The sequence below is a fragment of the Neotabrizicola sp. VNH66 genome (assembly GCF_049445895.1).
Lineage (GTDB): Bacteria > Pseudomonadota > Alphaproteobacteria > Rhodobacterales > Rhodobacteraceae > Pseudogemmobacter.
On sequence record NZ_JBMSDW010000001.1, the window covers coordinates 305,544 to 319,567 of the forward strand.

The 14,024-nt window shown below is 68.6% G+C and carries 16 protein-coding genes and 1 pseudogene; all 17 read right to left on the minus strand.

Annotated elements, in window-relative coordinates:
* Positions 1-36: 36 nt before the first annotated feature.
* The 17 genes and pseudogenes from ACO2Q5_RS01550 to ACO2Q5_RS01630 all read right to left on the minus strand — a co-directional run bounded on the left by ACO2Q5_RS01550 (position 37) and on the right by ACO2Q5_RS01630 (position 13,935).
* Positions 37-3,924 carry a baseplate multidomain protein megatron gene (locus ACO2Q5_RS01550; protein WP_423287762.1) on the minus strand — a complete coding sequence of 1,296 codons (3,888 nt, stop codon included), beginning with the start codon at positions 3,922-3,924 and terminating at the stop codon, positions 37-39.
* Positions 3,925-3,926: 2 nt separating this feature from the next.
* Positions 3,927-4,364, minus strand: coding sequence for an NlpC/P60 family protein (locus tag ACO2Q5_RS01555; protein ID WP_423287764.1), 438 nt, complete (start codon positions 4,362-4,364; stop codon positions 3,927-3,929).
* 8 nt (positions 4,365-4,372) lie between these two features.
* On the minus strand, positions 4,373-5,254 hold the full coding sequence (locus ACO2Q5_RS01560) for a DUF2163 domain-containing protein (protein WP_423287766.1): 882 nt from the start codon (positions 5,252-5,254) through the stop codon (positions 4,373-4,375).
* The gene (locus tag ACO2Q5_RS01565) at positions 5,251-5,883 is read right to left on the minus strand and encodes a phage distal tail protein, Rcc01695 family (protein WP_423287768.1); all 633 of its coding nucleotides are present in this window, start codon (positions 5,881-5,883) and stop codon (positions 5,251-5,253) included. The genes ACO2Q5_RS01560 and ACO2Q5_RS01565 overlap by 4 nt, the downstream gene beginning before the upstream one ends.
* Before the next feature lie 9 nt (positions 5,884-5,892).
* Positions 5,893-6,546, minus strand: coding sequence for a phage tail tape measure protein (locus tag ACO2Q5_RS01570; RefSeq protein WP_423287770.1), 654 nt, complete (start codon positions 6,544-6,546; stop codon positions 5,893-5,895).
* Positions 6,547-6,553: 7 nt separating this feature from the next.
* Positions 6,554-6,745: pseudogene (locus ACO2Q5_RS01575) on the minus strand (rcc01693 family protein); the annotation flags it as partial.
* Positions 6,742-7,053 (minus strand): gene transfer agent family protein, encoded by a 312-nt coding sequence (locus ACO2Q5_RS01580; RefSeq protein ID WP_423287772.1) that lies wholly within the window; start codon positions 7,051-7,053, stop codon positions 6,742-6,744. The pseudogene ACO2Q5_RS01575 and the gene ACO2Q5_RS01580, both read right to left, overlap by 4 nt.
* Positions 7,053-7,466, minus strand: a complete 414-nt coding sequence (locus tag ACO2Q5_RS01585; RefSeq protein ID WP_423287774.1) for a phage major tail protein, TP901-1 family — start codon at positions 7,464-7,466, stop codon at positions 7,053-7,055. The genes ACO2Q5_RS01580 and ACO2Q5_RS01585 overlap by 1 nt, the downstream gene beginning before the upstream one ends.
* A 63-nt stretch (positions 7,467-7,529) precedes the next feature.
* Entirely contained in the window at positions 7,530-7,925 is a 396-nt protein-coding gene (locus ACO2Q5_RS01590) for a DUF3168 domain-containing protein (RefSeq protein ID WP_423287776.1), read from the minus strand.
* The gene (locus tag ACO2Q5_RS01595; RefSeq protein ID WP_423287778.1) at positions 7,922-8,260 is read right to left on the minus strand and encodes a head-tail adaptor protein; all 339 of its coding nucleotides are present in this window, start codon (positions 8,258-8,260) and stop codon (positions 7,922-7,924) included. Before ACO2Q5_RS01595 ends, ACO2Q5_RS01590 begins: the two co-directional genes overlap by 4 nt.
* Complete coding sequence (locus tag ACO2Q5_RS01600; protein ID WP_423287780.1) at positions 8,257-8,853, minus strand: head-tail connector protein; 597 nt, start codon at positions 8,851-8,853, stop codon at positions 8,257-8,259. Before ACO2Q5_RS01600 ends, ACO2Q5_RS01595 begins: the two co-directional genes overlap by 4 nt.
* Positions 8,854-8,997: 144 nt before the next feature.
* Positions 8,998-10,194 carry a phage major capsid protein gene (locus ACO2Q5_RS01605; protein WP_423287782.1) on the minus strand — a complete coding sequence of 399 codons (1,197 nt, stop codon included), beginning with the start codon at positions 10,192-10,194 and terminating at the stop codon, positions 8,998-9,000.
* Between the two features lie 37 nt (positions 10,195-10,231).
* On the minus strand, positions 10,232-10,780 hold the full coding sequence (locus tag ACO2Q5_RS01610; protein WP_423287783.1) for an HK97 family phage prohead protease: 549 nt from the start codon (positions 10,778-10,780) through the stop codon (positions 10,232-10,234).
* A gap of 4 nt (positions 10,781-10,784) precedes the next feature.
* A complete protein-coding gene (locus ACO2Q5_RS01615) occupies positions 10,785-11,030 on the minus strand; it encodes a GTA head formation protein, RCAP_rcc01685 family (RefSeq protein WP_423287785.1) in 246 nt (81 codons plus the stop codon).
* Positions 11,027-12,217, minus strand: coding sequence for a phage portal protein (locus ACO2Q5_RS01620; protein ID WP_423287787.1), 1,191 nt, complete (start codon positions 12,215-12,217; stop codon positions 11,027-11,029). The genes ACO2Q5_RS01615 and ACO2Q5_RS01620 overlap by 4 nt, the downstream gene beginning before the upstream one ends.
* Before the next feature lie 97 nt (positions 12,218-12,314).
* Positions 12,315-13,658 carry a DNA-packaging protein gene (locus ACO2Q5_RS01625; protein ID WP_423287789.1) on the minus strand — a complete coding sequence of 448 codons (1,344 nt, stop codon included), beginning with the start codon at positions 13,656-13,658 and terminating at the stop codon, positions 12,315-12,317.
* The gene (locus ACO2Q5_RS01630) at positions 13,609-13,935 is read right to left on the minus strand and encodes a hypothetical protein (RefSeq protein WP_423287791.1); all 327 of its coding nucleotides are present in this window, start codon (positions 13,933-13,935) and stop codon (positions 13,609-13,611) included. The genes ACO2Q5_RS01625 and ACO2Q5_RS01630 overlap by 50 nt, the downstream gene beginning before the upstream one ends.
* Between the last annotated feature and the right edge of the window lie 89 nt (positions 13,936-14,024).

Sequence of the window (14,024 nt, forward strand, 5' to 3'; positions counted from 1 at the left end):
GTATGCGGCAGGTGCGCGGGAACGGCAATCGCTGCTTCACACCGCCACCTCCGCCGAGCGGAACGGCCCCGTCCCGAAGCGCGACGAGACCTGCGCCACTTTCAGCATGAACGCACCGCTCACACCGTCCGCTGCCTGCTGTGCGGCGGTATAGGCAAAGTCCGGCTGGCTAACCTGATACTCCGCCACAATCACCGTGCCGGAAATCACCCGCACGACATAGGCCTCGGCATCCTCGCCCAGGGGCACCTCGATCTGCTGCCAGTTGTCGCCGTCGATCCGCGTGCGGCGAATCCAGCGTACCGCCACATCTCCCTCCGGGCTGCGGACAGCACGCAGATGCGCGACCGGATAGGGCCGCAGGCCGATGCCATCAAAGGCGTCCTGCCGTTCCGCCACCTCGGGCCGGTCATAGCCGCGAGCCTGCAGGCCGAACCGATACCGCCGCGCCAGCCCACGGGCATTCATCGCAAGATCCAGCTGCTGAAGCGCACTGTCCAACAGGACCACCGTACTGCCCGGCGGCCAGACCGGCGGCATCACCCCGTCCGTCCCCGATTGCCCGCGCAACCGCAGGCTCAGGTCATAGGTCCCCGGCGCCACAAGGCTGGCCTCGGCGAACTGGAACACCTCCCACAGACCCGCGCTGCCATCGCCGATGGCCATGGCATTTGCTCCGTTCAGCACATCGGCCGGCTCCACCGTCTCCAGCAGGCCCGATGTCAGCTGAACCCGCAACGCAGGTCCGCGGTCCCACAGACCCGGGCGCGCCGAAGGAAGCGCCGTCTCCGTCATCCCGATCACCGCGCCCCGCGTCAGCAGCCGGTTCAGCTGGAACGTCGCACCGCTTTCGGCCCAGACCGCCATCGGCCCGACCCAGGGCGCCGCCGCCACACAGACATGCGGCTGATGCGGCACCTCGGCCCCGCTCAGCAGCGGCAGGTCCAGAAACACCGGCCAGGGCACCACCGGCGGCACAAACGGCCGCAGGGCTGCCGGTTCCTCCAGCGGATCGCCCGCGATATGGACGCCGCCCTCGAACCGGGTTGCCTCCACCGTGATCACATCGGTCAGATCGACACGGTCAACCCGATAGGTCGCGCCATCGGGCAAGAGCAGACGATCCCCTGCCCCCACATCCGCACGCGAAGACGGCAGTGCCAGCCGCAGCCCGTCCCGACCGATACGGCTTTCGGCCAACCAGCGCTGCGTGACCACCCTTGCCTCCGAAGCGGTCAGCGCCAGCGGCACCTCTGTCGCCGAAACACCCTGCAGGGCCTGATCCGGATATCGTGCCTCGGCGGTGCGGATGTCGAAGACGCCCTCCGCATCGACATATCCCAGCCTTACCGTGCCGCCCGTCTCTCCGGCATTGGCGCGGCTGAATTCCGTCAGCCCGTCCAGATCGCGCGTCACTGCCAGCAGCCCCGGGTCGATGACATGATCGGTGCCAGGCCGCCGCATGGCAAACCGCAACCGCCCGTCCCTGTCGCCCGCATCCATGCCATAGGCCAGCATCAGCGGCTGCAGCGAAGCCCGTGCAGACTGCACCTGCGACTGGACATAGCCGCGCACCACCCCGTGCACATCGCCGGTATCAGCCACCGCCACCCCAGCGGCGCGGGTGATCTCGCGAACCACCGCATCCAGCGGCTGGTTGGTGGCCCGCCCGTTCAGCCAGTGGCCCCGCCCGTAAGAAAAAGCATCGCTCCACAGATCGGTGCGCGCCGGGAATTCGGGAAACGGCCGTGCATCCCAGGCCCAGACATGCGCCCGATCGATCTCCACCATCCGCCCAGCATACAGCGGCGATTGCGGATTGTTGGCACTATCACGCCAGAATCCGGTCACGGCCCGCAGATACTGCATCTGCATCAGATCGTCCCGGCGTCCGTTCGACGCCCGCGGCAGCCCCGATTCCGAGGATAGCTGATCCAAGAAAATATTCGGCTGGTTCGCCCCTTTGTCGATGGCGGCACAGCCGTATTCGGTGAACCGGATCGGCTTTGAGGCCGGCACCCAGGCCGTCGGCACCGCCTCCCGCACCGCACCCGTCCGGGGATGGTGCGGCAGCGACCACCAGCTGCGCAGGTCCTTCACCCGGAACACCCAGGGCTCATCATGCGCGCCATCCTCGATCGGCAGACGTTTCTGTGCCGCCATGCCTTCGGGGCTGTCGTAATACCAGTCGAAGCCCTCGCCCCCGGCGACATTGGCCTTCAGATAGTCCAGATCGTAGATGGTGCCCCAATGGGCATCGGCGTGGTCCAGCCCGTCACGCCAATCGGCCACTGGCATGTAATTGTCGATGCCGACAAAGGCGATGCTGGGGTCGGACCACAAAGAATCCAGCGGGAAATACAGGTTTCCGTCGGCCTGATAGCTGCCGTATTCCGTCCAGTCCGCCGCATAGCTGACCTTGCAGCCGGGGCCCAGAATGGCCTTCACCTCGGCCGCCAGCGTCTTCATTGCCGCCACCGCAGGGAAACCGTCTACTGCATTGCGGATGCGGGTAATCCCCCGCAGCTCCGAACCGATACAGAACGCCTCCACCCCGCCCGCCACAGCACACAGATGCGCGTAATGCAGGATGAAGCGGCGGAAACTCCATTCCGACGGGCCAGAATAGCCGACCTGCGTGCCCGTCACCGGAAACTGCCCCGGCAGTGCCGCGCCAAAAAAGGCCGCCACTTCGGCTTCGGCGGCCGCCGTGCGGTCCGTGGTGCCCGCCACCCCCGGCGCGCGTTCGGTGGTGATACGCCCGCGCCATGGCAGAACCGGCTGACCCGTCTCTCCGCTCCACGGGTCGGGCAGCGTGTTCCCGGCAATCTGATCCATCAGGATGAATGGATAAAACATGACCTCGCGGCCAGCCGCACGAATGGCCCGGATCGCCTCCACCACCGAGGCGTCGGCAGGCGTGCCGCCATAAACCGGCCGCCCCGCCACCTGCGGCATCACCGCCGCGGCAGAGCGCCCCACGCCCGAGACCCGCCACGGCATCTGCACCCCGTCCACGGTCCGCTGCTCCACCTGCGGCCGCACAGAGCAATGACCGACCCGCAGGTCATTGCCGAACCACGAGACGACCAGCGAAACCGAGGCACAATCCGGCAGGTCGGCCCGCAACTGATCAAGGCTGGCACGGAAGTCGGTCTCACCCTGTGCCGTATGGATGTTCAGCGCTTTGCTCTGCCCCGGCCGTCCCGCCGAATATACAGGCGTGGTCGCCAGCGCATATTCCCCCGTCCCCGGGATCAGTGCGACCGCCCGCACCGCATCGGCTAGCGACGGGTCCGCGCCCTCATCCCCCGGTTGCGCGGCCCGCACCACCTCGAAGGTGAATTGCGGCACCCGGTTGCCCCAGGGCGAGAGGTCAAGGTCCTCCAACACCACATAGGCCAGCCCGCGGAAAGCAGGCACCAGCCCCGCGCCTTCGACCGCCTCGATCTTCGGATCCGGCAGCTGGTCCTCCGACCCGGAATAGACCCGCACCGTCAGGCTGTCGGGCGCGACGATTTCGCCATCGGCCCAGATGCGGCCCACATCCAGAATGCGGCCTGCGCACAGCCCGATGGCCAGGCTGATCGTGTAGCTGTATTCCGAAATCTTCGGCCCGCCCTTGCCGCCCCGTCTGCTGCTGGCATGTTCTTCAAATGGCGCGGCCCAGAGCACCTGCCCCGCAATCCTCATCCGTCCCCAGACCTGTGGAATGGCGTTGCCCTCGCTGGCGCCGGTCAGCCGCAGCCGGTCGATGCGGCCGACCTCGACCGCCTCGGATCCGCCCAACAGGCGCTGGTCCAGCGCCCGGCCAAGTGTTGCGCCGATCGCCCGCCCGATCACTGCCCCCGACAGGCCCAGCACCGTCCCGCCGAACCCCGCGCCGAAAGCGGCTCCCACCGCCGAAAGGACAAGCGTCGCCATGCTCAGTTCGCTCCGTCTGGAAAGCTAAAGCGCGCCGCAATCCGGCGGGCCCAGGGCGCGGTCAACGCGCTTTCGGTCACGGCGTGACCGGAATAGGCATGGATAAAGGCCGGATTGTCCCCGGTCTGCGACTGGAGGCCCAGATGCTTCGCCACCGCGCCCTCCCGGATGCGGAACAGGATGACATCGCCGGCAGCCGCCATCTCACGCGGCTTTTCCCGCAGCCACAGCCGCGCCGCCTGCCACAGAAGCTCCTGCCCCGAAGCCTCCGCCCAGCTGGCGGAATAGGGCGGCACCGCCGCAGGCTCCGCCCCCAGCACCCCGCGCCACACCCCGCGGATCAACCCCAGACAATCCGCTCCCGCGCCCCGGCAACTCGCCTGATGCACATAGGGCGTGCCCAGCCAGCGCCGCGCTTCGGCCACCACCATCTCCTCCATGACGGGCCTCAAAGCGCAGAAGAGGTGGTGTCGGCCCCGCCGCGACGGGGATAGGCGGTCAGCCAATCCTCGCCCGGCAGGAAGGGAAAGCCGCGGAAGTTCAGCAGATTGCCGAATTTCAGCCGGCAGGTTCCGGCCCTCTTGTCGCAGCCCGCGGTCAGGCGGATCCTGTCCCCCGTCTCCACGGGCGCGCGGATCGCCTGCCACAGCTCTACCCGCCGCACCCCTCCCAGCTGCCGGTCCGCGCGGATCATCCCCGACAGGCCGGCAGCCGCCCCCGTCAGCACGTCCAGGCGGCCATCCTCGAACCAGCGGTCATCAAAGGCATGGGCCCAGTCGAACAGCAGGACACGGCCCTCTTCGATGATCTCCACCACCCGCTCATCGGCATAGCCCGGCTGCCCAAGGTCGAACCGGCAACGTGCATCGCCCAGCACGGCCGAGCATTGGCGGGTATAGGCATGGCCCATCGTCTGGTTCAGCGCCTCGGCCTGGCCGCGCAGTTCCACCCGGAACTCGCTTCCGCGCCGGACCACTTCGCCCAAGCTGCCGCGGAACAATTCCCGCCGCACCGAAGGATCGGCCCAGGCCACCGACCAGATCCTCACTTCCGCCCCGTCATATCGCCCGGCCGACAGTTCCGCCTCGGTCACCGCGCCGTCGGACAGCAGCCCCACGGCCTCGGTATTGTCCACGGACAGGCCCGAAGACTGCTGCAAAGCCACCGCCGACATCCCCGATCCCGCCCGGCACAGAACCCCGTCCAGCATCAGATCGCGGTCATGATCGGTGAACCCCAGCACCACCCCGTCCGCCCGGCTGATCGTCCAGATCCGGCAGATGCCCGAGGCGCCCGAGGCCGCATGCTCCAGAAGCGCATCCCGTGTCACAGCCGCACCTCCACCACCGGAACGCCGGGCACATCGCCCGCCTGAAACGACGCAACCGAGATCTGGATCCGATCCGTATCGAACCGCACCGGCACATCGAATTCGAACCCCGCGCTGATCCGTGCCCCCAGCGGAGGTGCCACGGCAAAGGTGATCTCACCCGTCGCGGGGTCCACCGTGAACTCCTCGCCCTCAACCTTGGGATCTTCGGCCACCGCCACTGTCACGCTGCCCAGGACCGGTTTTGCCACCGGCCGCACGTAATCCTGCGCGCCCGAGCGATAGGTCTTCACCAGACCGAACACCGTCCGGTAGCCGTCGCCCTGCCCCAAAGGCTGATCCAGCGGCCCGGTCTTGCGTGACGGCGGGCAGGATTTGTAATCCGACCAGTCCTTCCAGCGGAACCCGTGCAGCTGACCGCGTCGCGCCTCGAAAAACGCGATCAATGCCTCAAGGTCATCCAGCGACCGCAGCCCCACCCCCGCATCATAGCGGCGGCGCGAATGCGCCCAGGGCGTGTTGCGTTCTTCATGGCCGTTCTGCAGCGCGACGATCTCGGTCCGCCGCTCCGGCCCCCCCACCGAGCCGAAGCTCAGGTTCGGCGGAAACCGCACTTCGTGAAACACCATTCCCTGTCCTCACCTGTTGCGCTGACCGCGGCCCAGCGCACGGCTGACCTGTGCCGCGATCTGGCTCTGGCTGCGCTGGAACCCCTGCACATCCGGCGTTGTCACATTCATCACCACGCTGACCGGGCGTCCGCCGCCCGCCGCCTGCACGCCCAGCCGGCCATCGGCGCCGCGGGTCAGCGGCATGATCGCCTCAGGCCCCGCCTCGCCCATCAGCCCGCGCCCGCCCCGCATGGCAAAGCTGACGGGGCCGGACACGATCCCGCCCTGCGCGAAGGGCATCACTCGGCCCTGGGTAAACGCGCCACCCTTGGCAAAGGGCATCAGCCCGCCCATCACCCCGGCAATCCCCTGCGCCAGAAGCCCGCCGCCCGCGCCGGTCACCGGCTTCATCGCCACCGAATAGATCGTGTCGACGATGGTTTTCGCCACGCCCTTCAGCGCGTCCGAAAGCTTCATCCCGTCGAAGACCAGCCCGTCGAACGCCCGCCGCAGCCCGCCCGAAATGCCGCTGGACAGCGCCCCGACCTCCCGCGCGGTAAAGGCCGCCGTCTCCTGCATCCGCGCCAATTCGGCATCAAAGGCCGCCACCATCGCCGCCGAGGTCGTCAGCCGGTCCTCCAGCTGCATCAACTGCTCGGCCAGCGTTTCTGTCTCTGCCATCCCCCGCCCCTTTTCCCAGATCCGGAAAGGCCGCGGCCAGTTCGGCCAGCCGCGCCCGCGTCAGGGGCGGAGACGCCTGCTCCGCCCCCAGCATGATCCGCAACTCCACCGGCGTCAGCCGCCAGAACGCCTCGGGCGTCAGCCCAAGGCCCTGCAGCCCCGCCCGCAGAAGTCCGGGCCAGTCGATCCGCGCCGTCATGGCAGGGCAAAAGCCCGCGCCAGCAGCTGCGCCGCCGCCTGCGCCGCCCCCACCGGGCCGCCGCCGATTTCCACCGTCAGCAGATCTTCGGCCCGGCCGGTCCAGCCGCCGCCCCTGAGCCCCGCCACGATCAGCGCCAGCACGTCGCGCCCGGAAAACCGCCCGCTTTCGAACCGTTCGGCCAGCGCCACCAGCGAGCCTTCGCCCAGCACCCCCTCCAGTTCCGCCAGCGCACCCAGCGTCAACTTGGCCCGGTGCGCCACACCGTTCAGCGTGACCTCCACCTCCCCCGCGTATGGATTCACCATCAGAGCGCCGTGAAGGTCAGCACCCCGGCCGAGGCGAGCGTCAGCTCATACGTCGCCTCGCCGTTGTAATTGCCCGCATATTCCAGTGCGGTGATCTGGAACGGCCCCTGCACGATGCCGAAATCCGGGATCACCACCTGAAAGGCCGGGATCTCTCCGTCAAAGAAGATCTGCCGCGCGCGTTCATCGGTATTCGCATCGCGGAACACGCCAGAGCCGGAGATCGTTGCCGACCGCACCCCTGCCCCCGCCAAGAGTTCGCGCCAGCCGCCGCCACTTTCCAGGCTGGTCACATCCACCGTCTCGGCGTTGAAGCTCGCCCGCGTGGCCCGCAGACCGGCGACGGTCTCGAACTGGCCGTCGCCGGTCTGGTCGATCTTGAGGAGCAGGTCCTTGCCCGCCTGAACTGCCATGGGTCTCTCCTTGAAAATGTCGCCCCGCCGCCAGGCGGGTCAGGATGGCGCGCGGTCAGCGCGTCACAACTCCACGCGGGCGCGGAAGGTCAGGTCGATCCGCCGCACCTCGCCCTCGTCAATCCGCCGGGCCTGCGCACGGTCGAACGTCAGCCCGACCAGCCGCCCCCGTGTCAGCACCAGCGCCGCGCCCGTCAGCTGATCCGAGATCGCCGCCGCAATCGTCTTCACCGCCAGAAATCCGGTGCCGTCGCCGATCACCGCCACCGACAGCCGATGGTCCGCCCCCGCCCCCGTCTTGTCCGAGGCGTCACGCGCCTCTTCCGTCCCCACCAGCACGAAGGGACTGGCCGGATCGGGCGGCACAGCGTCATAGATCGCGACCCCCGCCAGCGCGGGCGCCGCCGTCAGATGCTGGAACACCGCCGCCTGAAGCGCGGCCGCTGCGGCATAGCTCATCGCGGCGCCTCCTCACGGCAATGGCAGGTCAGAAAACGGCCCGCGGCATCACGTTCGGCCACCGCCAGAATGGGGAACTCGCGGCTCCCTTCACGGAACCGCTGGCCGGGTTTCGGCCGCATCCCATCGCCCGGGGGGGCCGCCCTCACGGTGATGCGATACCCGACCGAAGACAGGGTCACCTCCTCCCCCGCCGGATCACGCCCCGCTCCCGCCACCACCTCGGCCCAGAGGGTGCCCAGCGCGGCCCAGCTTTCGCTGAACCCGCCTGCCCCGTCCGGTACCCGCTCAGACGCCTCCAGCAGCAAGGCGCGGGTCAGATGCGGCACCTTCATCGCCGCCCCCCGCCCAGGATACGGACCTGCCGCCAGCCCTCGATCAACACGGCCACCGCTGCGGGAAGACCCGCAGAGGCCGCCGCCTCGTGCCGGTGTTCATAGTAATCCGCGGCCAGAAGCAGCACCGCCTGCCGCAGATCGGCCGGGATATCGGCCCAATCCGTGCCAAAACCCGCATCGAACAGCACCTCCACCCGCCCCTCCGCAGGCACAGGCGGCAAGGCTGTCCCGCGGCCGGCCAGTCGCGGCCGATGCCGGTCCTCGATCAGCCGCCAGCCCGCAGGCGCCAGCACCGTCTCCCCCCCTGCGGCATCGACCAGCACCACTGCCTCGATCAGCCCGACAGGCGCCACAGGCAAGGGCTGTTCCGCCGGATCGCGCCAGTCCTCCAGCACCAGCCGGAACGACCGTTCAAAGATCGCCTTCCCCGTCCGCGCCTCGATCGCGGCCAGCGCGGCCCGCAGATGGCTCTGCAACAGGCCGTCCTGATCCGGCGCCATGGCAAAGCCGCTGCCCAGCCGCAGATGGTCCTTCAGCGCCTGCACCGGCAGCGCCGCATCCGGCACGCCGGTCACTTCCGTCAGCATCATCCTACACCTCACCCGCCATCCCTTTGGAACCGGACGCGCGCCTCTCCCGCACCGCTCGTTTGGGGGGAGCAGCCAGCCGGCACGAAAGCCGTGCACGCGCCCGGGCCCGGGACCGGATCGCTCCGGCCCCGGGATCGTCTGGCCTTACGAGGTGGCCACCTTCAGCAGCTTGATCGCCGCGTAATCGGTGATGTCGCCGCCCACGCGCTTCGTCGCATAGAACAGCACATGCGGCTTGGCCGAGAACGGATCGCGCAGGATCCGCAGGTCGGGGCGTTCGGCAATGGTGTAGCCCGCCGCGAAATCGCCAAAGGCGATGGGATAGGCATTGGCTGCAACATCCGGCATGTCCTCACAGATCAGCACCGCATAGCCCATCAGCCGCGCGGGTTCGCCCTGTTGCAGCCCATCCAGCCACAGGAAGCGGCCGTCGGCATCCTTCATCTTGCGCACCGCACCCGCGGTTTTCGAATTCATGACGAAGGTGCCGTTGGCGCGGTAATCGGCGCCCAGCGCATAGACCAGATTGATGATGCAATCCGCCGGGTTCGACGTGGCGAAATCCGCAGCCGCCCCCGTGGGCACATAGCCCAGGCTGCCCCACACCCAGGAGCCATTCGCCACCTTGGCGGGCAGCAGAATACCCTTCGGCTTGTCCACCCCGTCGCCGTTCACGAAAGCCGCCGCCTCGGCCCGGGTGAAGCGCGTCGCGATCTTGCCGGCCAGCCAGCCTTCGACATCAAAGGCACTGTCATCCAGCAGGCGCTGGCTGGCCTTCGGCATCGCCGACAATTCATGCAGCTTGATCGATATCCGCTCGATGGCCGGGGTCGCCGTTTCCACCGTGGCCGCCGCCTCGGTCGCCCAGCCCGAGCCCACTTCGCTGCGGTCCATCAGCACATCGAACGAGGTGGCCTCCACCTGCACCACACTCGCCACCGCCCGCAGCGAGGAGGTGGACAGCAGCAGCGACCGGATCGCATCCGCGGTCTTGGGGTCCACTAGATAGCCGCCATCCGCCGCCACCGCGGTGGACATGGCCTTGCCCTCCAAGGTCAGGCCGCGCAGGCCATCGTCGTCGCCGGAACGGACATAGGCGTCGAACGCCTTCTGATGCGGCGCGTCCTGCTCCACCGCGGCGGAAAGCGCGGGGCGGCCGTAGGTCATCGTCTTGTGGTGAAGCATGGTCAGTCGCTCTTCCTGATGTTGCAACGCGTGTTTCACTTCGCCCTGAAAGGTGCTGAACTCTTTCAGGAAGCCGGCCATCGCGGATTTCATCTCCGTCGCTGGTGTCTGGGCGCGGGACATATCCTCTCCGGCCCGGGACTCTGTCTCGGTCATCTCGTCCTTCTCCTCGATGATAGTCTTGGGCAGCGCCTCAGCGCCGGATCAGCGCCAACCGGGCGCTGTCAAACAGCCCCGCCAGATCACGGAAATCCTGCGCCAGATCGTCGGATTTCGCCGCCACCCGCGCTTCGGGCAGCATAGGGAAGGTCACCAGCGACACTTCCCACAGCTCCAGCTCCCGCAACAGCCGCCGCCCCTTGCCGTCGCGGTCGGCCTTCACCGTGCGATAGCCGATCGACAGCCCGTCGATCGCCCCCGCCTCCAGAAGCGCCGCCGCCTCGCGCCCCTTCTCCACCTCGGTCAGAAGGCGCCCTTTGACCCACAGGCCCTGGCCATCCTCCCGCACCTCGTCCCAGATGCCGATGGGCTGGGCCGGGTCATGCTGCCACAGCATCCTGACCCGCGCCCCCGCCTTCGCCATCCGCGCCAGAGAGGCCGCATAAGCGCCCTTCTCCACCACATCCCCGCCCTGATCGCGCAGCCCGAAAAGCGAGGCATAGCCCGACACCTCGCGCCCCCCCGCTTCGGTCCGCGTCATCACCAGCCCCGCTTCGGGCCGGTGGAATTTGTGCTCCAGCATCCGCCTACCTCATTGCCGCTCTGATCAGCGCCTCGGCCCCCTGCGTCAGCAGAAAGGCCGCGACCCCGTAAACCCCCAGCCAGATCCGCCGCTCCAGCCGCTCCAGCGCCGCATCGATCTGCGCCAGCCGGAAATCCAGCGCCGACCATCGCTCCGCCATCACCCGCTCATTGGCCTCGATTCGGGCCTGTGCGGCGTCGAAACTGTCGAACACGAAGCGAGAGCCCACGCCCTCCTTCCGCGCGTTCATTCCTCCTCCGCGATCCGCGGCAGGCCCAGCAGCGCCCGCTTCTCCGCCACCGTCAGGAAATCCGCCGCCCCTACGCGGGCCCATTGCTGGTCGCGCTCGGCCGACAGCGCCGGGATCTGGTCCGGATCGGGCCGCAGCTCCACCGCCTCGCCCGAAAAGCCCGCCAGCCAATGCGACAGCCCCGCCAGAACCCGGCTGGCCAATGGCAGCACCGTCAGCCGGTAGAAGGCCCGGTTCGCCTCCTGATAATTCGCATAGGTCGCATCGCCCGGAATGCCCATCAGCATAGGCGGCACCCCGAAGGCCACCGCAATCTCGCGCGCGGCAGCCAGCTTGGTCTCGTGGAACTCCATATCGCTGGGGCTGAACCCCATGGGCTTCCAGTCGAGCCCCCCCTCCAGAAGCATCGGCCGCCCGGCATTGCGCGCGCCCTGATGATGCGCCTCCATCTCGCTGACCAGCCGGTCGTACTGTTCCTCGGTCAGCACCGAAGACCCGTCCGTGCCCTTGTAGACAATCGCCCCCGAAGGCCGCGCCGCATTGTCCAACAGCGCCTTGGACCACGCACTCGCGCTGTTGTGCACGTCAATCGCCACCGCCGCCGCCTGCAGGGGCGACAGGCCGTAATGGTCATCCTGCGGGTGAAAGCTGCGGATATGGCAGACCGGCCCCGCCCCCTCGCCCATCGCAAAGCGATGCGTCCGCCCGCCCACTGTATAGTCGTAGGCGACCGGCCAGCCATCCGCCCCCGGCACCAGCGCCATCCGGTCCGGCCGCAGCACATGCAGCTCTCCGGGCAACGCGCCCCCGCCCGGCACCGCCTCGACATAGGCGTTCCCGTTCAGCAGCAGGTGCCCGTAAATCGCCTCCAGCAGTTCCGCCCGCCCCTGCCCGCCATTCGGCCGCGCCAGCAGCGCCAGCAGCGGATGGACGTCGAACCGCCGCTCGGCATCCTGACAGATCACCGGCACCGCCGCCGCCGCCTCGGCGATCATCCGCACCGCGCGGAACCCCACCGGATTGCCCTGAAACCCCGCCTTCGCCAGCGACACCGCATCCCGCGGACTCCACGCCACCCGCCCGCCCGAGGCCCAGGCGATCACCCGTCCCGTGGCGCTGGCCTTGCGTTCCACCGCAACCGGCCCGGCCTTCTTCAGGAAATCGAACACGCTCTCGCTCCTTTTCATCCGGCACACCGCCGCCGCGGCCCGGATTGCGCCGGGCCTCAGGTCTTTCATCTGTTCATAAATATCCCGGGGTCCGGGGCAGCGCCCCGGTCCGCCGTCAGATGCTCCGCACGCCCGGCCGCCCGATCCGCCCCGCGGGTTCGATCATCAGCTCGGTCATTGCCCAGACCAGCGCGTCCAGCCGGTCGGGGCTGCCCTGCCCCTGCCACCCCGTGCGCGCCATCTTCATCATCTGCACCTCCAGCGCCGACAGGCCCGGCGCATGTGCCACACGGCCCTGTTCATACAGCGCCGCCACCGGCTCGGCCCGCAGCCATTTGCCCCGCGTCGCCCGCACCTCGCGCACCGGAACCAGCGGATCGACCTGCCGCACCACCTGGGTAACCAGATCGCCGCCCTGATTGACCTCGACCACCAGCCGCTCGGCCCCGAATTCCTCCATCGCGGCCAGCGCGGCCCGCGCCCAGCCATCCGGCGTGGCCCCTTTCACGCTGCGGTCGGCCAGGACCAACGCCCGCCACTGGCCCACCGGCCCGCGAGTATCGGCGCCCACCACCACGATCCCGCATTCGTCGCTGGCCTTGGTCGCCGTCACCGGCGGGTCCACCGCCACCACCACCCGCTGCACCTCGGGCACCGGCCCGGCCTGCGCGGCCGAAATCATCGGGCGTGACCACAGCGCCCCATCCGCCTCTTCGACCAGCACGCCCTCCAGCTCCTGCCGGCCCAGCATCGTGCCGCCATAGCGGGCTTGCACCTCGCTCAGGAAGCTTTCCGCCAGATAGGCCCGGTTCGCCTCGGTGGGCGCATGGGTCACGACCGAGGACGGGTTCTGCAGGATCGCCTTCAGCACCTCGACATTGCGCGGCGTCGTCGTCACAACCTGCTGCGGGTTGGTGCCCAGCCGCAGCGCGAACTGCAACTGATCCCAGGCCGCCTGCGCCTTCGGCCATTTCGCCAGCTCATCGGCCCAGGCCGCATCGAACTGCGGTCCCCGCAGACTTTCTGGATCATGGGCCGAAAAGACCTGCGCCACCGCGCCATTCTCCCATTCCAGCACATTGCGCCCAGAAATCCACTTCGGCCGCCGGTCGGGGGGAGAACAGGCCAGAATCCCGCTCTCCCCCTTCACCAGCACCTCGCGCCCCTGATCCAGCGTTTCCGCCACCAGGGCCACCCGCCGCGCCCGCCCCGGCGCAAGGGGCGTCGCCCCCTCCACCTGCGCACGCACCCATTCCGCCCCGGCGCGCGTCTTCCCCGCGCCGCGGCCCCCCATGATCACCCAGGTCTTCCACGCCCCCTCGGGCGCGAGCTGGTGCGGCAGCGCCCAGAACTCGAACAGCCAGGGCAGTGCCATCAAGGCATTCTCCGACAGATCGCCAAGAAATGCGTCAATCTCCTCTTGCGTTGCGGAGGCAAGCCAGCCGGCGCCCGATTTCATCGCGCGCGGCGTGGAGATCCAGCTCCCCCCAGGTTCCGACAGCCCCAGCGGCCTGCTTGCGGAGTTTCTCGACATTCCTGCGCTCCTCCAGAACCATGCGCGACAGATCCGCCAGATCGCGGACCGCGCGCTTGCCTTCCTTTGCCGCCTCGGCGCGACCGTCGCGGATCGCCGCCAAGGCTTCGTTCAGGTCCTCAACCGCGACCTGAAACAACTGCTCCGTCAGATGCAGCGCCTCTTCCGGGGCACTGCCGCCTTCCGTAAACCTGATCGTCATTGTGCCCGCCTGCCCTCATGCCGCCCCCGCACGAGCGAAATGCGAAAGCGGCCGCGGGGTCACCCCCGGGCCGCTTCGACATTTCTACC